The organism is Yersinia sp. LJYL362 (assembly GCF_048323875.1).
Map to the genome: position 1 here is coordinate 1 of NZ_JBLWEX010000230.1, position 18692 is coordinate 18692.

The window sequence follows — 18692 nt, forward strand, 5'->3', positions numbered from 1 at the left end:
TACGCACCTGACGCAGTTTCATGCCTTTTTCAAAGCGGCCAGAAACCACCCGTAAGAAAGCGACACGGTCACGGTGTTTCGGGTCCATATTGGCCTGAATTTTAAAGACAAAACCGGTGAATTTCTCCTCGGCCGCCACGACTTCACGGGTGTCGGTTTTACGTGGCATTGGCGCAGGTGCCCACTCGACCAAGCCATCCAGCATATGGTCAACACCAAAGTTACCCAATGCAGTACCGAAGAATACCGGCGTTAAATCCCCAGACAAGAAAGCATCATGATCAAACTCGTGAGACGCCCCCTGGACCAGCTCCAGCTCTTGGCGGAACTGTTTAGCCAAGTCTTCACCCACAGCAACATCCAGATCCGGGTTATTCAGCCCTTTAACAATGCGCACTTCCTGAATGGTGTGACCTTTACCGGTCTGATACAGGTAAGTTTCATCTTTATAAAGGTGGTAAACCCCTTTAAACAACTTGCCGCAACCAATCGGCCAGGTGATAGGAGAACAAGCAATTTTCAGCTCGCGCTCTACTTCATCCAGCACTTCCATTGGGTCACGAATATCGCGGTCCAGTTTGTTCATAAAGGTCAGGATCGGCGTATCACGCAGACGGGTAACTTCCATCAGCTTGCGCGTGCGATCTTCAACCCCTTTAGCCGCATCAATCACCATCAAACAGCAGTCAACGGCGGTCAGTGTACGGTAGGTATCTTCGGAGAAGTCTTCATGCCCCGGGGTATCAAGCAAGTTGACCAGACAACCGCCATAGGGGAACTGCATCACGGAAGTGGTGATGGAGATACCACGTTGCTTTTCCATTTCCATCCAGTCAGATTTGGCATGGTGGCTTGAGCCACGGCCTTTTACTGTACCGGCGGTCTGAATGGCGTTGCCGAACAGCAACACTTTTTCGGTAATGGTGGTTTTACCGGCATCGGGGTGGGAAATTATCGCGAAAGTACGTCTTTTTGCGACTTCCAGTGCGTATTCACTTGGAGACATAATTTGAAATTTCTACTTTTAGGCCGCCCTGCTCTGGGCCTCACATCCGATTGATGCATGGCCCAAGCAAAGCAAGGCATTGATTATGGCGCTATACCCTTTTACTTGAAAAACTGCGTTATCAGCAGCGATTCCTATCACTTTTGGGTATAAGTGGTTATAGCGCGGTATTTTCCCTGATTTATGCGGGATAGACAATTTTTTCAAGACAAACAGTCGTTATTCAAGACAGAAAATCGGCAAAAAGGGGCTACCCCATCGGTAATGCCATCATAATGGCGTCTTCACGGTCATCGGCACTGGGATAATAGTTGCTGCGCACAGAAACCTCGTTGAACCCCAGGCTTTCGTATAACGCGATTGCACGTGCATTGGAGGCTCGAACTTCAAGCCAAAGGGTGACGATATGGCGTTTTTCCAATTCTGTAATGACATGCTCGAGCAGTAAACGGCCACACCCTTGGCGCTGATACTGTGGATCAATAGCAATATTAAATAACGTTGCTTCATCCAATACAATTTGGGTAATGGCAAAACCGGCCATTTGATCCCCAACATTCAGCTTGAAATTGAGGTAGCGCTCACCTTGATTGCTGGCTAAGGTTTTTTCCGTCCACGGAAAAGCATGGCTGGCTTGCTCAATTTGGTACGCTGTGGCCAGATCGGCTGGCGTCAGGATAGAAATCTGCTTCATGATGACAAATCTGCTGCCAAAGTGCGCGCTTAGCGCTCGCGTCTTGATAAAGTCCGGTCAGGGCCGGGCTGTATAACTGCGCACCCGCAACCGCAAGCGGTTCACTGATGCCCAATCGCCAACTGTTGCACTGTGTCTCTCCGGGTAACATTGCCACCCTTTCCGGCGTCAGCATATAAACTTGCCGGGGAGTGAGCCCGAGGCTGTGTAGCACATCGCACAACAGCGGGTCATCCTGCTCGGGAAGCGGGTCTGCGACAATCAACAGGCGGGTATCGTCGGGCAAACGTAGAGCAATTTCGCCCTGCAAGACGGCCGGGCGGCGCAATGTCCACTGTGTAATACCCAGCTGTTGTAGCAGTAAGTCTCGTCTTGATGCCATGCCCTTTCCTGTCAAAGCGACCCGTATTTCGACGCTATGCTAGCAAACCCATCGAACATGCGCCAACAAACCTCTATTTATAGGAGCTACCAATAAATATACTTAGCATATTGGTGGAATTTAACTGATCAGCTTTAGGTCAGTTTGGCGTAATCGCTTCTGTTCCTGATAAAAATTCTCATGAGAGCTAAGACTTAACAGATGCAATTCAATTTTCTGCTCAATCCAACTGTAACCGAGCATTGTTAACTGGTTATTGAGTTGAAACTTATGTACCCGAAGATAGCTCAGGTCACCTTTCTTTAATTCACCCACTCCCGGGTTGGCTATAATACGTTCTATCTCATCTTCAACAATAATCAGTTGCTGCTCGGAAAGCCTGCCAAGTGCTTTAGAAAAACGGCTACTCTCATAAACATCAATCTTATGTTCGCTGCGTTCTTCTGACATAACGTGATACCTTTTTGTTGTCGACTTCACTTTTTGCCAGCAAAGTTTCCAAAATAAAGCTGTAAGGCAAATCAGGGTTCTCCTCGGCAATACGGCCGATTTTTGCCCAGTGCTCAATTTGTTTTGGCACACTGCGACTCGATGCCTCTGCATGAATTTTAACGTCGGTGACAAAATCCTCATCCAGACGAATACTAATCGCCATTGTTTTACTCCTCTTCACACTATAACTATGCCCACTAAAGAGTGATGCATAACACCACAAAAAGCAACATTTTGTCGCACTTTGTTGTTCTGTATAAAAAATACAAAAATAGAGGTTGGGCCAACAAACCTCTATAATCCCCGATCATATTCTTAAGGAGCCAAAGACTGATGTCTGCATTAACCCCAGCCAGTGAAGTGATACTGCGCCATAGTGATGAATTTATAGCCCGCCACGTGTTGTTTGCCGGTGATTTACAAGATGCGCTGCCAGCGCAATTTGATGCAGCCGGGATACGGGTTCACACCAATCAATATCACCACTGGCAATTACTGAACAATACGCTGGACGAGAATGTTCAATTCGGTCTTGTGGCCACACCTGAAACAGTCGCCGCCTGCGATACGCTGGTTTATTACTGGCCAAAAAGCAAACAGGAAGCCCAGTTCCAACTGGCCAATCTGCTGTCTTTGCTACCCGTCGGTTGTGATGTTTTTGTTGTAGGTGAAAACCGCAGTGGTGTGCGCAGTGCAGAGGAAATGCTGTCAGAGTTTGCGCAATTAACCAAAATTGATAGCGCCCGCCGTTGCGGCCTCTATCATGGTCGCCTGGATAAACAGCCGGAATTTGATGCCGATGCCTGGTGGGAAAGCTATCAGGTGGGCGATGTCATCGTAAAAACCCTACCGGGCGTATTCAGCCGCGATTCGCTGGATTCTGGCAGCCATCTGCTACTATCCACTTTCAGCGAGCCGTTTAAAGGTAGTGTACTGGATGTCGGTTGTGGCGCTGGTGTACTGGCCTGTGTTTTGGCGCAACAATCGCCAAAGATCAAATGGACCTTGAGTGATGTGAGCGCCGCGGCAATTGAAGCCAGCCGGGCAACATTGGCGGCAAATAATATCGAGGCGCAAGTGATTGCCAGCAATGTCTACTCTGACATTAAAGGCCGTTTCGAGATGATTATTTCAAACCCACCTTTCCATGATGGGATTCAAACCAGCCTGACTGCGGCTGAGATGCTGATCCGAGGTGCTACCGCGCACCTGCATGTGGGTGGCAAATTGCGTATCGTGGCGAACTCCTTCTTGCCTTATCCTGCGCTGCTGGATGCCGCATTTGGCAGCCATGAAGTGCTGGCGCAGAATGGTCGCTTTAAGGTCTATCAGGCAACTGTCGGGCGTCCGCCACGGGATCCCAAGAAAAAACGCTAATATTATCAGTCACTAATATTAAGCGTTAAGATAAACCATCCCTTCCGCGCCGTAGCGTTCACCTGCTGCGGCATGGAAGGGGAATACCGCATCCAGTGCAGCCAACTCTTGCGCGCTGAGCACCACATCCAATGCCCCCAGATTCTCCTCCAAATAAGCGCGCCGCTTGGTTCCCGGGATTGGCACGATATATTCCCCCTGCGCCAGCACCCAAGCTAAAGCTAATTGAGAGGGTTTAACGCCTTTATCTTGCGCCATTTTTGTCACTATATCGGCCAGTGCCAGATTCAGAGCAAAGTTATCACCCTGAAAACGTGGGTTATTACGGCGGAAATCATCAGCGGCCAAATCATCCGGGCTGCGTATCGCCCCCGTCAGAAAACCGCGCCCTAATGGGCTATAAGCCACAAACCCGACACCTAATCGTTGGCAGGTTGCCAGAATGGAAGTTTCCACATCTCGCGTCCACAGTGAGTATTCACTCTGCACCGCAGTAATCGGGTGCACCTGATGGGCTTTCTCCAATGTTGCTGCCGATACTTCACTCAAGCCGATATAGCGAATTTTACCGGCGGTGACCAAATCAGCCAACGTCCCGATGACATCCTCCACCGGCACACTCGGATCACCCCGATGCTGGTAATAAAGATCAATGACATCAACACCCAAGCGCTTGAGGCTGCCGTCAACAGATTGGCGGATATAATCAGGCCGGCTGCTGACACCGCGCACCGTCGGATCAGTTGGGTCACGCACAATACCAAACTTCGTGGCTAAAAAGACCTGATCACGTTTGCCCTTAATCGCCCGCCCTACTAACTCTTCATTGGTAAATGGGCCATACATATCCGCGGTATCCAACAGCGTGACCCCAACTCCAATGCCCGATGTAGGGTAGCAATGGACTCGTTAGCGTCCTGATTAGTGGAGTAGAAATCACTCATTCCCATGCAGCCAAGGCCTAATGCAGAAACCTGCGGGCCATTCGAACCTAATTGACGTTGTTGCATTGCGATACTCCCCATTAGTGATGTCGGAAGAAAGTGTGGTTGTTTCACGAGGAAAGATAAATAATGCAGTTCACTCATCACTGTTCAAAAAACACCAACAATGGGCGGACGCATTTATGGACCAGATACAAGCCATGCGGATATTCGTCCGTATTGTTGAGTTGGGCAGTTTCAGCCGGGCAGCAGAAAAACTGCAATTACCTCGGGCCACGGTCAGCCACACTTTAAAACGATTAGAACAGCGCTTAGGTGTGCGCTTACTGGTGCGCACCACCCGACAAGTGAATATCACCGCCGAAGGCACCCTGTATTATCACCGTTGCCTGCAATTGTTGTCGGCATTTGAAGAGGCCGATTCGCTGTTCAGCCACCAGCGATTGCAACCGGAAGGGAAGGTTCGCATTGATATGCCACACTCACTGGCTCGCAATGTGGTTATCCCGGCGTTGAGTGATTTCTATCAGCGCTATCCTCATATCACATTGATTCTTGGCGCAAATGACAGCACCATCGACTTGCTGCGTGAGGGCGTTGATTGTGTGTTGCGGGCCTGGCTGCCGCACGATGAACAATTAGCTACACGTAATATTGGTCAGCAACCACAAATCACCTGCGCCTCACCGGCTTATTTGGAAAAATACGGTGTTCCAATATCGCTCGATGACTTGGCAGGTCATCAATCCGTGGGCTATTTCTCCCAGTTAAATAACCGCGATTACCCGCTGGAGTTTGTTTGTCAGGGGAAGATTGAAAACCGCGTTTTGCCCAGTATCCTGAGTGTCAGTGGCGCAGATGCTTATATTGCGGCGGGGATGGCAGGTTTGGGATTGATTCAGGCACCGACTGCCGGCATCCAGGGCCAATTAGCACAAGGTGAATTGATTGAGGTGCTCTCCCACACACCGCCGCCGGTGATGCCGCTATTTATTATGTACCCTCCGGGCCGTTTTTTAGCTCCCAGAGTGAGAGTGCTCATTGATTGGCTAATTAAACTATTCGCCCATTACCCACCCGAATCAGATGAGCTCGGCAACAGAACATAAAATAAAGAAAACTTGAGGTTAATGACAAAGTGCCTGTAGCGGTGAAAACAGGCAGATCGTAAAGACGCCGTAAACCCATCCCTGGGGGCTCGACCCGCGCCATCCCTGGCGCGGACGCTTTACTCTTCTACCTGTCCTCACCTTGCAAGATCGAGTTGTTGAGGTTTGTCAGCAATCTGAAAACTTCAGTAATTAAATCAATTGATCAACATATGATGCTTTTTACAGCAAACACCCAAATGAGGGGAAATAAGTATTGACCTGAACGCGAAAATCTCTAAAATTCGCCCCGTAGTACAGATTTATATTACACAGCACATGCGATGGTGGCGGAATTGGTAGACGCGCTAGCTTCAGGTGTTAGTGTTCTTACGGACGTGAGGGTTCAAGTCCCTCCCTTCGCACCAAGCTGGTGATATAAATCCGAAGTTTTACTCACTTCAAAAGATATACCCAAAATAATTCGAGTTGCAGGAAGGCGGCAACTGAGTGAATCCCTAAGAGCTTACATAGGTAAGTGACTAGGGTGAATAAAGACAGCCAACGAATATGCAGCTTGAAGTATAACAGGTAAAGTAGTAAGAAATCATTTGGGCGATGGTGGCGGAATTGGTAGACGCGCTAGCTTCAGGTGTTAGTGTTCTTACGGACGTGAGGGTTCAAGTCCCTCCCTTCGCACCACGATGATTTCTAATGTCAGCACGACTTAATCCCCTCTTTATAACTCAATCGTATTAATACATCACGTCAATGAATTCCATTGTGCATCAATACTGCAACCAAACCCGCGAGAAGCGCCAGACAAGATGGCAGCAACAGAAAGTGCCGCAACCGTGCATGATATAACATACTTACCGTCGCCAGCATCGCGACCACAATCAGCACTCGCAATTGACCCACAGTGATATCAGCCCACCCGAGCACTGGCAGCAAAGCAAAAGGCAGTAACATCCCCCAGCCACTGGACATCCCACGACTCAATAAACCACTTATCCCCCACGAACGGTAAGCTGCGAATCTGGCTGTAATCATAATAACGGCCCACTCAAGTGATAATGATAACCAATATCATATACCATTCTGGAAAAGTCTGCATCATGAAGTTGTCGCGATCAAGCCGGCTGTTTGGCTGACTCAGAGCCATTGATACCATCGATATATCAGATTTAGATGAGTAAATTGATTAGTTGATCGACATCATGATGACAGGCTGAAACAAAAATGGTAATTTTGATTAAGAAAATTCCTAAAGCAATGTTAAAACGCTTCAAACAAAAATAATTACTTAAAAGAACTATTTATCGTGACGCCTAAATAAAAGGGCTTCATGAGGATATTGTTTATTTGTCTACTGACAGCGCGCCATTATGCAGAGTGAATTGAATATGAATAGCCACTCCTACGATCAGCTTCTGAAAAGTAAGCATCGGCTCTCTTTACTGCTTTTTCTATTTCTTAATGCGTCGTCCGCTATTTTCAGTATGATATTACCCTCTCCTGAAACGCCAGCAGTGACATTACCGCTCGTCATGATCACGGTTATCAGTCTCAGCGTTGCAGCATATTTTATTTTTATTTCGAAGAATTATGTAGATAAATTGAATTTATTTTCAATTATCATGGGGATTCTCTGGGCCTGGCAAATCATTCTTAAATATGAGTACCTGGGCACAAATGAAAATAATTACTTATTACTCAGCTTGTTCACCATTTTCTTTATCAGCACAATTGCGCTGTCTGATAACTTTCTCGCCTTTTGTTTGCATACCGCCCCCGCCGCGCTCACTGTTATTTTTCTGGACGATTTTCAAAATATTTTCCGCATCATATTCACCCTAATGTTGCCCCTGATTGGTTTCTCTTTGCATCATTTGATGCTGCGTCGCAGTGACGACTTCACCCGAAAACTTGTTGCACGTCTTTATAATGAAAGAGAAAAGTTCAGTGATTTAAGCATGATAGACCCACTAACCAGTTTATATAACCGCCGTGGGTTGGAGAATAAACTTGAGACATTATTAGCGCAGTCTCCTGGCAACCATTATGTACTGCTACTCGATATTGACCATTTTAAAGCCTATAACGATAACTATGGCCATACCATGGGAGACCAAGCATTAGTGCGCGTTGCTGCCGCCATTCGTGATGCTGTACGCTCACGCGATATCGTGGTGCGCTACGGTGGCGAAGAGTTTTTAGTGTTATTGACTCATGTGAGTGAAGAGTATGCAACCCAGTTAGCTGAGCGTGTGAGACAGCGGGTTTTAGGGCTTGATATTCCACATGTTTTCAACCATAAAGTGTCTACAACTGTTACCTTGAGCGCGGGCATTTCTCCTTTGCAATCTTATGATCTGGCCTCTTCACTTAAAGCCGCAGATGAGGCACTCTATCGGGCTAAAAAAGATGGGCGAAATAAGGTCGCATTTGCCGAAGATAATCTATCAAAGGCTGAATCTTCACCCTAATAAAATGACTAACCATTATGCTCAATTATTTATTTTCTCATGAATGGTTGAGCTAAATACTGCGGTATTATATTTCACTTTTATTCTGTTATTAAACCGTGTCATTCCATATACAAAAAATAAATCTCTGGCTCATCTGTTGGTAGATAACATCTATTTAAGCCAATCATTCTAATTTTTCCATTCAAAAAGTAATTAATTATTAAATGATAACTGACTCTATTATTCCTCTCTACATTTTGCCTATCGCTTACCAGAAGTTGCCTTGTTGAACAAGTCAACAAGAGACGATTATTCACACAAGATAATATAAATAATGATTATCATTTATATTAGATGTGAGTCATGCAAAGAAAAGTTCGCTGCACAGCAGTTGAGGAGAATGCATAAACCCGGCAAATGACTCATTCACCGGGTTTATCCTAAACAACTACATTAGAAGGCAACAGACCCCTGCACAAAGAAGGTTCGTGGCTCACCGACATACTTACCTGAGTTGTTATCATTGGAACGCGTGAAATAGCGTTGATCAAACAGGTTTTTTACCCCTGCGCCCAATGTTAGATTAGACCATGCCGGTCCGAAATTATATTCAGCGCGGGTATTCCATACCATGTACCCTGGAATAGTACCAAACTGGCCATCAGCACTCTCTGTCGTAATATACTGTGGGCCAGAACCCGGTGACTGCTGCTGAGATTGTGCATAACTATCCAGGTTCCATACCCAATTGCCGGTTTCATAACGAGTGCCCACGGTATAGACCTGACGTGAGTAGAAAGGTAAGTCTTTACCGGCGAAATCACCACTTTTGGTGGTTGCTTTGGTATAGGTATAGCTGGAGTAAACACTTACACCGTTCAACACTGAATTGAGTTCGCTTAAATCATAGCTGAATGCCAGTTCCACACCTTCATGAGTCGTCGCGCCCAGATTTGTCCAGCCAACATCATTACTGATGTATTGAAGCTGATTATCGAAATCAATATAGAACAGTGTCAATTCACCGGTCATGATCGTGTCGTCAAAACGGGTACCCATTTCGTAGCTATGCGCTTTTTCTGCTGTCAGACCCGGTGCTGGCGCATTACCATTCCCTCCACGACTAAGCTGGAAATATTGCATGCTGCCGAAGGAGGTGTTGGCATTAGCAAACAACTTCCATTCATCCGACACATGGTACATCACGTTAAGTGATGGTAATGGCTCGCTGTATTGCATCTCACGCCGGGTATTGGCAAATGAATCGTCCACATTGGTGCGGATATTCTCATACCGTAAGCCCGGGGTGATGGTCCAGTCAGACAGATTTATCGCATCGTCAATATAGACAGCATGCGCTTCGGTGCCGCCTGACGTGTGCTGGTAATACTGTGGTGTGGCTGGTGTAGATGTCACTGTCGCCGGGTTATACCAAGGGGAGCGATAAGCTTTCTCATCCATAGTTTCATTTAGATATCGATAACCTAACGTCACTTCATGGGAGCTACTGCCCATTCTAAATAGCTGTGAATAGCTGGGCTCAATAGCATAAGTGGTGTAATTACGTGGATAGGCAACCATGCGTTTCTTGCCCAGATTTGCCGCCGTCCCTTCAGATTCAATATTGCTGCCGCGGAAGCTTTTAGTGAAATATGTCAGCAATTCAAATTGGCGGTCATCTTCCTGATGTATATATTTGAATGACATATCACGGCGACGCCCATCAAACTGGTCATAAGGGCGCGTCGACTGGAAAGGATTCTGGGCATATTGTGCACTGGTTAACCCACCCGGCATGCCAGCATGTGCTTCATAATAATGAAAATTGGCCTGCAATTCGTCATGTTCGGTGAACTGATAACGGGTTTTCAGCATAAAATCGTCGATATCAGTATTGTCGTTATTGTCACGATACCCCTGACCATGCAGACCTGAATAGAGCAATGCCGCGCCAAAACCATTATCTGCCGTGCCGCCTAATGATGCGCTGCTCAAGGTTTTTAAACCGCCATGACTAGCGCCCTGCGTTTGTGCGCTAACGGCACCACTGAAATCATCTGGGATAGCTTTGGTGTTAAAGTTAATTATTCCACCCACATTTTGCGGCCCATAACGTACCGCGCCCCCGCCACGAATAACATCAATAGATTGTAGGTTACCAATAGAAAGTGGAGCCATTGATAACTGTGGCTGCCCATAAGGTGCTACTGCCAGCGGGATACCGTCCATCAGGATAGTTGAGCGCGGAGATAAGCGAGAGGTTAAGCCGCGAACCCCTACATTGAGCGAAATATCACTGCCGCCCGTGCCATTACTTTCACGCACTTGAACCCCTGGAATCCCACGCAGTGAATCCCCCACTGTCTGAGCACCCTTTTCGTGAATACGTTGCTGGGTCACGATAGTGCGCGCACCGGGGTGATTCAACACAACAGTGCTGTTATCCGTATTATCAAGCCAGTTACCGACCACTGAGAGTGTGTCACTTTTATTCGTTTTAGTTTCGGCTGAGTTATCAGCCACTGACGGAGAGGATTTCTCTGCGGCAAAAGCGGGTAATGCCAGCGCGACGGAGGCGGCCAACAGGGACAGACGGGAAAACGTTAACATTATGGACCTATTGCGAAAAGGTTGTGTCTAAACGTGTTTTTTAGAAACGCTAATCTTAATGATTACTTTTCCCAAGTAAATCAATTTTATCGCCAATAGACGAATTATTTCTTGCTGCTAAAACAGAAAGAGGGGAATAAAAACCATTTAGAATAAGTGGGTTAAGTGTAGTAGTGAATGCTGCAATAACTTACCGTGAGTTATTGCAGCACGCTGCGGCGTCAAGGGTGCCAGCTGTTTGACTGCCCAAAGCTATTGGCGTTGCAGCTAGGCAGCAAACGAATAACAAATCGGTCGGGAACCGATTTGAACAGCATTTATGCTGCCCGAAGGGGGAGCCTCAGGGACGAGGCTCATTAATCCCGATGAGCTTACATAAGTAAGTGATTCGGGTGACAAATCTGCTGGGAGCAGATTTGAACGCTGCTTGCAGCGGCCTCAACGAGGTGAGGCCCAGGGAGGGGCCGAGTAACGAGTGCCGCTAACAACGCTGCGGCGTCAAGGGCGCAGGGCGGTGACCCAAAACACGCCGCTATAATCTATAGCAGTATATTTTTGATGAATCATTTCCAAATCCGCCTGTGGGTCCAAATCAGCAAATAATTCTGGATGAAGGAATTTGGCAATAGCTTCTACAGCGACCACATTAAGCGGACTATCGTAAAACTGGTGATAAACCGCCATTACTTTCTTATCCTGCACGGATTTCAATATACTGATGCCGGTTCGCCCCATCAGATGGGTCAATTTTTCCTGTGTCGTTGCGGTATCAGTGTTATAGCCTAGAGGAACGGCTACTGAGCCCTTATGGCCTCGACTCCAGTCAGCACCAGTCATTAAATAAAAGTCAGGATTGCTGCTAATAAGTTGCTCAACGTTAATCTCACCGCCCATTTCCGGGAACAGTTGGCTGCCGATGTTATTCCCACCAGCCTCGGCAATGAATTGCCCAAAACTGCCTTTGCCAAAAGTCGAACAACACTCATCACCCGTCATACCCGCGTGGCGCTCAATGAAAACACTTGGGCGCTGTTCAGGTTTAAGAGTGGCGACTCGTTGACGAACCAGAGCAAGTCGTTGCTGATAGAACTGTATGAAATCTTCAGCATTTTTTTCTTCGTTAAACACTTTTCCGAGCAGTTGCATACTGGGAACCGTGTTGGTTAACGGTTGTTGGCGGAAATCAATAAACAGCACCGGAACACCCGATTTATCCAACTGCGCCAATACACCACTGGCTTTAAGCTTAGCCAGTAATCCAGTATCAAAAATGATTAAATCCGGCTGCATTGATACCGCCCGTTCGACACTGAAATCAGTGACATAGGGGTTATCAAACATCGGGATCTGATTCACTTCCGGGAATTTTTTGGCATAAGCTTCAACCAGATCCGCCGCTTTCACTTTCAGTGAGTTATCCCAGGCGATAATACCTTTTAGCGGTGTTTGTGGATGAAGAATGTTCAATGCCATCAATGCCCTGGCATCTGCTAATATCACTCGCGACGCGGGCTGAGCTAACGTCACCTGCCGGCCGGCAACATCTGTCACCACGATCGGCTCAGCTAAAACAGAAAATGATGCTGTTATCGCCAAACACACAGCGACTAATGATAAAAACCGGCTAACAATGCGACCGAGCATGAAATGTCCTTTAGGAAAAAGTGAACGCTAATGATAATCCATATCTTTTGAGAAATTGAATCATTGTCTGCGGTGTGGCGATAAATTCTTTTTTCATCGTACCATTCACTGTTTTTATTGGATTGTGGATTATTTTATTGCTTTGCTAAACCGATTCTTCTACTTTTAGCAGCAAATAGGATTGAAGAAAATAGGGGTTTATCATGGAGAATACCATTTGGGTTTTAGGCGATGCTGTTATTGACCTTGTTCCTGAAAATTCAAATAGTTACCTTAAATGCCCAGGGGGTGCACCCGCCAATGTCGCGGTGGGCATTGCCAGATTGGGCGGTAAAAGTGCATTTATTGGTCGGGTTGGGCAAGACAGCTTTGGCCGTTTTATGCAGCAGGTATTACAGCAGGAAAATGTTGATACCCGCGCAATGAGATTGGACCCTGACCACCGAACATCAACAGTGGTAGTGGATTTGGATCAACACGGCGAACGCACATTTACATTTATGGTAATGCCAAGTGCTGATTTATTTCTGCAACCTGATGACTTACCTGAATTTAAACCCAATCAATGGCTGCATCTGTGCTCCATTGCATTGAGCCAGGAACCCAGCCGCAGCACCGCATTTGAGGCGATGCACCGCATCAAAGCTGACGGGGGTTGGGTCAGTTTTGATCCCAATATTCGTGCTGATATTTGGCGTCAACCGCACGAGTTACTGCCCTGTTTACAGCAAGCATTGCAGTTAGCCGATGTGGTAAAACTGTCACTGGAAGAATTGGATTTTATCTGCCCACAGCAGGATATCGCGACAGCTATGGAGCAGGTTATGGCTGACTATTCCTGTAAATTATTGCTGGTGACATTGGGTGCAGAGGGCGTTTGGGTGCATAACCGTAGAAAGTTGCAAAAATATGCCAGCCGGAAAATCACCCCGATAGACACCACGGGGGCCGGAGATGCATTTGTGGCCGGGTTGCTGGCAGCCTTGTCGCAACAACCCCACTGGCAACAAAGCCAGGATTTAAGTGCGGCTATCGATCAAGCACAGGCTTGCGGTGCCCTAGCTACCAGCGCCAAAGGGGCAATGACCGCCCTACCGAATGCGCAGGAATTGGCGCATTTTCTGCAACGCAACCACTAACCGCGGCCCCGCCTGCCGGATGCCCTGCGTTGGCATCCGGTTTCTTTTCCTGCTCAGCTCGCTTTGCTAAACACCCCGTTCATGGCAATGATCTTAGCGGCTTAACACTGACCGATACCCCTTTCATCGCTCGATTCCCTCACCACACCACTCAATTTGCAGTGCAGATCACAATAGCTGAATCGGGTTAGCAAAATGTTTTGCTAATCCCTGGTGATCGCCCGTATGTTAACCATGAAAAACCGGTTTAGCTGTTTAGCATAAATACAATCAATCACATACCGAGTGATATAAAAATGATGATAAAACCAAGCTATCTTGCTGTATCAATAGGACTTATTCTTTCTTGTGCAGCGACCTCCGCCTCAGCAGCCTCATCAAATGTAGATATCGAAGCCCGCCTTAATGCTTTAGAACAGCGATTGCAGCAAGCAGAACAACGGGCAAAAAATGCAGAAACCCGCGCCGAAATTGCAGAAAAACAAGCACAAAAACTCGAAGCTCGTACCCTTCAAGCAGAAGAAAAAACCGTTCAAGTTGCCAAACGCACTGAGAAATTAGAAAGCAAAACACAAAGCGACAATGGCTTTGAGTTCCACGGTTATGCACGATCCGGTTTATTGATGAACTCTTCTGGCACCGGCACTCAAGGTGGCCCATATGTTTCTCCGGCCGGCAGTACCGGTGGGGCGATTGGCCGTTTAGGTAATGAACCCGATACCTATGTTGAAGTGAATTTGGAGAAAAAACAGAAGTTGGATAACGGCGCGACCACTCGCTACAAAGTGATGCTGGCTGATGGTCAACGCAGTTATAACGACTGGACAGCTGACAGCAGCGACCTGAATGTCCGTCAGGCTTTCGTCGAATTGGGTACCCTTCCCACCTTCAATGGTATTTTCAAAGACAGTACCCTGTGGGCCGGTAAGCGCTTTGATCGCGATAACTTTGATATTCATTGGCTGGATTCCGACGTGGTATTCCTGGCCGGTACCGGTGGCGGTATTTATGACATCAAATGGACTGATAACCTGAAGAGTAACTTCTCCCTCTATGGCCGTAATTACGGCGAAATAGAGAATGTTAATAGCGATATTCAAAGCTATATTTTCACCACCAATAACTATGTCTCCACCCAGAACAACGGCTCATTCCAGTGGATGCTGAGTGGCCTGCGCGCTAAAGATAATGAAGCACGCCAGAATAGCGGCGAAACGGTGAATACTCACGCGGCAGATAAAGGTATTCACAGCATGGTGGCCTACCACGGCGACAGTTTCTATGGGCTACGGGAGGGGACATCCAAAACTGCCTTGTTATATGGCCACGGCCTGGGTGCTGAAGTGAAATCTATTGGCTCCGATGGCAACTTGACCAGCGGTGCAGATACCTGGCGTCTGGCTTCTTACGGTACCACCGCGCTGAGCAAGAACTGGAGCCTCGCACCCGCCATATTGGCACAGCAAAGTAAAGACCGATATGTCGAGGGCGATAGTTATAAGTGGGTGACCTTTAATGCCCGCCTGATTCAGGAAATAACCGAAAACTTTGCTTTGGCGTATGAAGGCAGTTATCAATATATGAATCTCGACCCGCAAGGGTATAAGGATTATCACAAAGTCAGCGGCGGCTTCTATAAACTGACCTTTGCCCCGACCTTTAAAGCGGGCGATATCAGTAACTTCTTCAGCCGCCCAGAAATACGCGTCTTCGCGACCTACATGGACTGGAGTCAAGATCTGGATAACTACGCCAAGGATGATGCCTTCGGTAAAAATGATTTTGCCGCCGGCGGTCAATGGAACTTTGGTATCCAGATGGAAACCTGGTTCTGATCATTCCCCGCCGTCGGCAGGGGATTGGCTGCCACGGCGGGTAACCTAATTTATATGCGAGGGATATAATGAATATTAATGAGACCGCAAAGGCTCTACTCCCATTGCTCGGCGGTAAAGATAATATTGTCAGCGCAGCGCACTGTGCGACGCGCCTGCGTTTGGTGTTGGCTGATGACTCGCTGGTACAGAAATCAGCGGTAGAGAAAGTCGAAGGCGTTAAAGGCTGTTTTAGCAATGCAGGGCAATTACAGATTATTTTCGGCACCGGACTGGTGAATAAAGTTTACGCCGAATTTATTAAAGTGGCGGGGATTAGCGAATCCAGTAAATCAGAAGCGGCCGATGCGGCTGCCCGTAAGCTAAACCCATTCCAGCGCATTGCCCGGCTACTCTCAAATATTTTTGTGCCCATCATTCCGGCGATTGTGGCCTCCGGTTTGTTGATGGGTTTGCTCGGCATGGTGAAAACCTATGGCTGGGCCGATGCCAACAGCGCGCTGTTTATCATGCTGGATATGTTCAGCTCCGCTGCTTTTATTATTTTACCGATTTTGATTGGTTTTACTGCCGCCAAAGAGTTTGGTGGTAACCCTTATTTAGGGGCCACGCTGGGCGGCATTCTGACCCATCCGGCACTGACCAATGCCTGGGGAGTGGCTGGCGGTTTCCATACCATGAATTTCTTCGGGATGGAGGTGGCGATGATTGGCTATCAGGGCACGGTATTCCCCGTCCTGCTCGCCGTGTGGTTTATGAGCATCTTGGAGAAGCGCCTGCGCAAGATTATCCCCGATGCGCTGGACTTGATCCTCACGCCGTTTTTAACCGTCATTATTACCGGATTTGTTGCGCTGCTGTTTATTGGCCCTGCCGGGCGCGTGCTGGGTGATGGGATTTCACTGGTGCTCAGCACTCTGATTACCCATGCCGGTTGGCTGGCCGGATTGTTATTTGGTGGGTTGTATTCCGTTATCGTGATAACCGGTATCCACCATAGCTTCCATGCCATCGAAGCGGGTTTATTGGGTAATCCTAATATCGGCGTTAACTTCCTGCTACCTATCTGGTCGATGGCGAATGTTGCACAAGGTGGCGCTTGTCTGGCGGTCTATTTTAAAACCCGCGATGCCAAAATTAAAGCCATTGTGATCCCCTCGGCATTTTCCGCCATGCTGGGGATAACTGAAGCGGCTATTTTCGGGATTAACCTGCGCTTTATCAAACCCTTCCTGGCAGCACTGGCGGGCGGAGCACTCGGTGGCGCATGGGTGGTGGCCAATCATGTCAATATGACCGCGGTGGGTTTGACCGGTATCCCCGGCATCGCCATCGTGCAAGGCAATTCGATTGTTAACTATCTGATTGGCTTGGTGATTGCCTTTGGTGCTGCATTTATTATTTCCTTGCTACTTAAATACAAAACGGACAGCGAATAATGCAAGAAGCCAGTTTGCTTAAACATCTTACGCTGGCAGTGATGCGCGGTCAGGGCCGCGCATTGCAAGACCCACACCGGCCGGGCTGGCACTTAGCTCCCTGTGTCGGGTTGCTGAATGACCCCAATGGGTTTATTTACCATGCTGGCTATTATCATCTGTTTTATCAATGGAACCCGCTGGATTGCCGCCATGGCAGTAAATATTGGGGCCACTGGCGCAGCACTGATTTGGTCCACTGGGAACATCAACCGGTGGCCTTGGTGCCGAGCGAAACCTATGAAAGCCATGGGTGTTACTCCGGTTCGGCGGTGATTGCTGACGACCTTATCACCCTGATTTACACCGGAAATGTGAAATACCCCGATGGCTCCCGTACCGCATTTCAATGCCTGGCACAGGAAAACGAACGGGGCGAGTTCGATAAATTAGGGCCGGTGCTCCCCTTGCCTGCGGGCTATACCGGGCATGTGCGTGATCCTAAAGTTTGGCAGCACGACGGCCAGTGGTACATGGTGTTGGGTGCTCAAGATAAGCAACTGCAAGGCAAGGTGTTACTGTTGCGCTCTGATGATTTACGCGAATGGCATAACCTCGGTGAGATAGCTGGCTCTGGTCTGGGGGGGCTTGGGCCTTTTGGCTATATGTGGGAATGCCCCGACCTGTTTACCCTGGCAGATAAAGACGTTTTGATTTTCTGCCCACAGGGTATACCAGCCGAAACTGAACGCTATCGTAATACCTTTCAGGCAGGCTATTTACTGGGTAAATTAGATTATGCCCACGCCACCTTCAATCATCAGGACTTTCACGAGCTGGATGCTGGCTTTGAATTCTACGCGCCGCAAACCACGCTGGCCGCAGATGGCCGCCGCTTATTATTCGGCTGGATGGGCATTCCGGATGAAGATGAATTGTACCAGCCGACGGTGGCGTATGGGTGGATCCACACCATGACTTGCCCGCGCGAGTTGAGTCTTAATGGCGACAAACTGATTCAGCAACCGGCGCGCGAATTAGCCATGCTGCGGCTTGAGTATTCCCAGTGGCAAGGCCGTGCTCACAACGCCCCTGCTCTGCCTATCAGCAGCGCCGAAATGATAATCCACGTTAGCACGCCTTTTACCCTCGAATTAGGCAATACGCTGCTGTTGGAATGGGATGGTGCGCGCTTAACTTTAAGCCGCAATAATCTGCGCACCGGATTGCGGGAGTTCCGTTACTGGCGCGGTCAATTGCAACAATTACAGTTACTTTGCGATCGGTGCAGCATAGAGATTTTTATCAATCAGGGGGAAGCGGTAATGACGTCGAGTGTCTTCCCGACAGTACCGCCACATGCCATTTTCAGCGGAAGTGCCGAACTGCGTGTGCAACACTGGCTGTTGTCTTCGCCCATGTTAGAATGAACTATCTTTCAAGGCGACAGATTCACTCGGTGAATAACATTAATCTGTGAAAAACAATAAACGTATTACCATCAACGATATTGCCAAACTGGCTGGTGTGTCGAAATCGACCACCAGTCTGGTGCTCAATGGACGTAGTAAGGAATATCGTGTTTCAGATGA

The 18692-nt window shown here is 48.0% G+C and carries 16 protein-coding genes, 2 tRNA genes and 1 pseudogene; 10 read left to right on the forward strand and 9 right to left on the reverse strand.

Annotated features, from left to right (window positions below; translation table 11 throughout):
• The 5 genes from prfC to ACNSO8_RS12695 all read right to left on the reverse strand — a co-directional run.
• Nucleotides 1–1006: peptide chain release factor 3 (gene prfC / locus ACNSO8_RS12675; RefSeq protein ID WP_418394758.1), on the reverse strand; the 1006-nt coding region annotated here is incomplete at its 3' end.
• A 250-nt stretch (nucleotides 1007–1256) separates the two neighbouring features.
• On the reverse strand, nucleotides 1257–1700 hold the full coding sequence (gene rimI / locus ACNSO8_RS12680) for a ribosomal protein S18-alanine N-acetyltransferase (protein ID WP_418394810.1): 444 nt from the start codon (nucleotides 1698–1700) through the stop codon (nucleotides 1257–1259).
• Nucleotides 1645–2082, reverse strand: coding sequence for a DNA polymerase III subunit psi (locus ACNSO8_RS12685; protein ID WP_418394811.1), 438 nt, complete (start codon nucleotides 2080–2082; stop codon nucleotides 1645–1647). Before ACNSO8_RS12685 ends, rimI begins: the two co-directional genes overlap by 56 nt.
• Before the next feature lie 120 nt (nucleotides 2083–2202).
• Complete coding sequence (locus ACNSO8_RS12690) at nucleotides 2203–2532, reverse strand: type II toxin-antitoxin system RelE/ParE family toxin (RefSeq protein ID WP_418394812.1); 330 nt, start codon at nucleotides 2530–2532, stop codon at nucleotides 2203–2205.
• Nucleotides 2507–2737, reverse strand: a complete 231-nt coding sequence (locus ACNSO8_RS12695; protein WP_418394813.1) for a TA system antitoxin ParD family protein — start codon at nucleotides 2735–2737, stop codon at nucleotides 2507–2509. Before ACNSO8_RS12695 ends, ACNSO8_RS12690 begins: the two co-directional genes overlap by 26 nt.
• 170 nt (nucleotides 2738–2907) lie before the next feature.
• On the opposite strand from ACNSO8_RS12695, the gene rsmC reads away from it, so the two are divergent.
• Nucleotides 2908–3951: a 16S rRNA (guanine(1207)-N(2))-methyltransferase RsmC gene (gene rsmC / locus ACNSO8_RS12700; RefSeq protein WP_418394814.1), complete on the forward strand. Its 1044-nt coding sequence runs from the start codon at nucleotides 2908–2910 to the stop codon at nucleotides 3949–3951.
• Nucleotides 3952–3969: 18 nt separating this feature from the next.
• Here rsmC and ACNSO8_RS12705 read toward each other — a convergent pair.
• Nucleotides 3970–4961: pseudogene (locus tag ACNSO8_RS12705) on the reverse strand (aldo/keto reductase).
• A 116-nt stretch (nucleotides 4962–5077) separates the two neighbouring features.
• Here ACNSO8_RS12705 and ACNSO8_RS12710 point away from each other — a divergent pair.
• The 3 genes from ACNSO8_RS12710 (at nucleotide 5078) to ACNSO8_RS12720 (ending at nucleotide 6685) form a co-directional block, all read left to right on the forward strand.
• Nucleotides 5078–6004 carry a LysR family transcriptional regulator gene (locus tag ACNSO8_RS12710; protein WP_418394815.1) on the forward strand — a complete coding sequence of 309 codons (927 nt, stop codon included), beginning with the start codon at nucleotides 5078–5080 and terminating at the stop codon, nucleotides 6002–6004.
• 320 nt (nucleotides 6005–6324) lie between these two features.
• Nucleotides 6325–6411: transfer RNA gene (locus ACNSO8_RS12715), tRNA-Leu, on the forward strand.
• A 187-nt stretch (nucleotides 6412–6598) separates the two neighbouring features.
• Nucleotides 6599–6685 (forward strand) — tRNA-Leu (locus ACNSO8_RS12720).
• Between the two features lie 66 nt (nucleotides 6686–6751).
• Here the strand turns inward: ACNSO8_RS12720 and ACNSO8_RS12725 are convergent.
• Nucleotides 6752–7036 (reverse strand): DUF1435 domain-containing protein, encoded by a 285-nt coding sequence (locus tag ACNSO8_RS12725; RefSeq protein ID WP_418394816.1) that lies wholly within the window; start codon nucleotides 7034–7036, stop codon nucleotides 6752–6754.
• Nucleotides 7037–7371: 335 nt separating this feature from the next.
• Here ACNSO8_RS12725 and ACNSO8_RS12730 point away from each other — a divergent pair, with 335 nt between their 5' ends.
• Nucleotides 7372–8472, forward strand: a complete 1101-nt coding sequence (locus tag ACNSO8_RS12730; protein ID WP_418394817.1) for a GGDEF domain-containing protein — start codon at nucleotides 7372–7374, stop codon at nucleotides 8470–8472.
• Nucleotides 8473–8907: 435 nt separating this feature from the next.
• On the opposite strand, the gene ACNSO8_RS12735 is transcribed toward ACNSO8_RS12730, so the two are convergent.
• Together ACNSO8_RS12735 and ACNSO8_RS12740 are read right to left on the reverse strand one after the other, a co-directional pair.
• Nucleotides 8908–11064 carry a TonB-dependent receptor family protein gene (locus ACNSO8_RS12735; protein WP_418394818.1) on the reverse strand — a complete coding sequence of 719 codons (2157 nt, stop codon included), beginning with the start codon at nucleotides 11062–11064 and terminating at the stop codon, nucleotides 8908–8910.
• Nucleotides 11065–11562: 498 nt separating this feature from the next.
• Nucleotides 11563–12708: an ABC transporter substrate-binding protein gene (locus ACNSO8_RS12740; protein WP_418394819.1), complete on the reverse strand. Its 1146-nt coding sequence runs from the start codon at nucleotides 12706–12708 to the stop codon at nucleotides 11563–11565.
• Nucleotides 12709–12911: 203 nt separating this feature from the next.
• Between ACNSO8_RS12740 and ACNSO8_RS12745 the strand changes: the two genes are divergently transcribed.
• From ACNSO8_RS12745 to ACNSO8_RS12765, 5 genes are all read left to right on the forward strand, one after another.
• Nucleotides 12912–13847 carry an aminoimidazole riboside kinase gene (locus tag ACNSO8_RS12745; protein ID WP_418394820.1) on the forward strand — a complete coding sequence of 312 codons (936 nt, stop codon included), beginning with the start codon at nucleotides 12912–12914 and terminating at the stop codon, nucleotides 13845–13847.
• Nucleotides 13848–14143: 296 nt separating this feature from the next.
• Nucleotides 14144–15682 carry a carbohydrate porin gene (locus tag ACNSO8_RS12750; RefSeq protein WP_418394821.1) on the forward strand — a complete coding sequence of 513 codons (1539 nt, stop codon included), beginning with the start codon at nucleotides 14144–14146 and terminating at the stop codon, nucleotides 15680–15682.
• Nucleotides 15683–15750: 68 nt separating this feature from the next.
• Nucleotides 15751–17121 carry a sucrose-specific PTS transporter subunit IIBC gene (locus ACNSO8_RS12755; protein ID WP_050075792.1) on the forward strand — a complete coding sequence of 457 codons (1371 nt, stop codon included), beginning with the start codon at nucleotides 15751–15753 and terminating at the stop codon, nucleotides 17119–17121.
• On the forward strand, nucleotides 17121–18530 hold the full coding sequence (locus ACNSO8_RS12760; RefSeq protein WP_418394822.1) for a glycoside hydrolase family 32 protein: 1410 nt from the start codon (nucleotides 17121–17123) through the stop codon (nucleotides 18528–18530). The genes ACNSO8_RS12755 and ACNSO8_RS12760 overlap by 1 nt, the downstream gene beginning before the upstream one ends.
• Before the next feature lie 46 nt (nucleotides 18531–18576).
• Nucleotides 18577–18692: LacI family DNA-binding transcriptional regulator (locus tag ACNSO8_RS12765; protein ID WP_418394762.1), on the forward strand; the 116-nt coding region annotated here is incomplete at its 3' end.

Excerpts from the sequence above, each read along its gene's own strand:
- rimI (WP_418394810.1), bottom strand. The coding sequence starts at position 1,700 with ATGAAGCAGATTTCTATCCTGACGCCAGCCGATCTGGCCACAGCGTAC.
- ACNSO8_RS12685 (WP_418394811.1), bottom strand. The coding sequence starts at position 2,082 with ATGGCATCAAGACGAGACTTACTGCTACAACAGCTGGGTATTACACAG.
- ACNSO8_RS12690 (WP_418394812.1), bottom strand. The coding sequence starts at position 2,532 with ATGTCAGAAGAACGCAGCGAACATAAGATTGATGTTTATGAGAGTAGC.
- ACNSO8_RS12695 (WP_418394813.1), bottom strand. The coding sequence starts at position 2,737 with ATGGCGATTAGTATTCGTCTGGATGAGGATTTTGTCACCGACGTTAAA.
- rsmC (WP_418394814.1), top strand. The coding sequence starts at position 2,908 with ATGTCTGCATTAACCCCAGCCAGTGAAGTGATACTGCGCCATAGTGAT.
- ACNSO8_RS12710 (WP_418394815.1), top strand. The coding sequence starts at position 5,078 with ATGGACCAGATACAAGCCATGCGGATATTCGTCCGTATTGTTGAGTTG.
- ACNSO8_RS12725 (WP_418394816.1), bottom strand. The coding sequence starts at position 7,036 with ATGATTACAGCCAGATTCGCAGCTTACCGTTCGTGGGGGATAAGTGGT.
- ACNSO8_RS12730 (WP_418394817.1), top strand. The coding sequence starts at position 7,372 with ATGCAGAGTGAATTGAATATGAATAGCCACTCCTACGATCAGCTTCTG.
- ACNSO8_RS12735 (WP_418394818.1), bottom strand. The coding sequence starts at position 11,064 with ATGTTAACGTTTTCCCGTCTGTCCCTGTTGGCCGCCTCCGTCGCGCTG.
- ACNSO8_RS12740 (WP_418394819.1), bottom strand. The coding sequence starts at position 12,708 with ATGCTCGGTCGCATTGTTAGCCGGTTTTTATCATTAGTCGCTGTGTGT.
- ACNSO8_RS12745 (WP_418394820.1), top strand. The coding sequence starts at position 12,912 with ATGGAGAATACCATTTGGGTTTTAGGCGATGCTGTTATTGACCTTGTT.
- ACNSO8_RS12750 (WP_418394821.1), top strand. The coding sequence starts at position 14,144 with ATGATGATAAAACCAAGCTATCTTGCTGTATCAATAGGACTTATTCTT.
- ACNSO8_RS12755 (WP_050075792.1), top strand. The coding sequence starts at position 15,751 with ATGAATATTAATGAGACCGCAAAGGCTCTACTCCCATTGCTCGGCGGT.
- ACNSO8_RS12760 (WP_418394822.1), top strand. The coding sequence starts at position 17,121 with ATGCAAGAAGCCAGTTTGCTTAAACATCTTACGCTGGCAGTGATGCGC.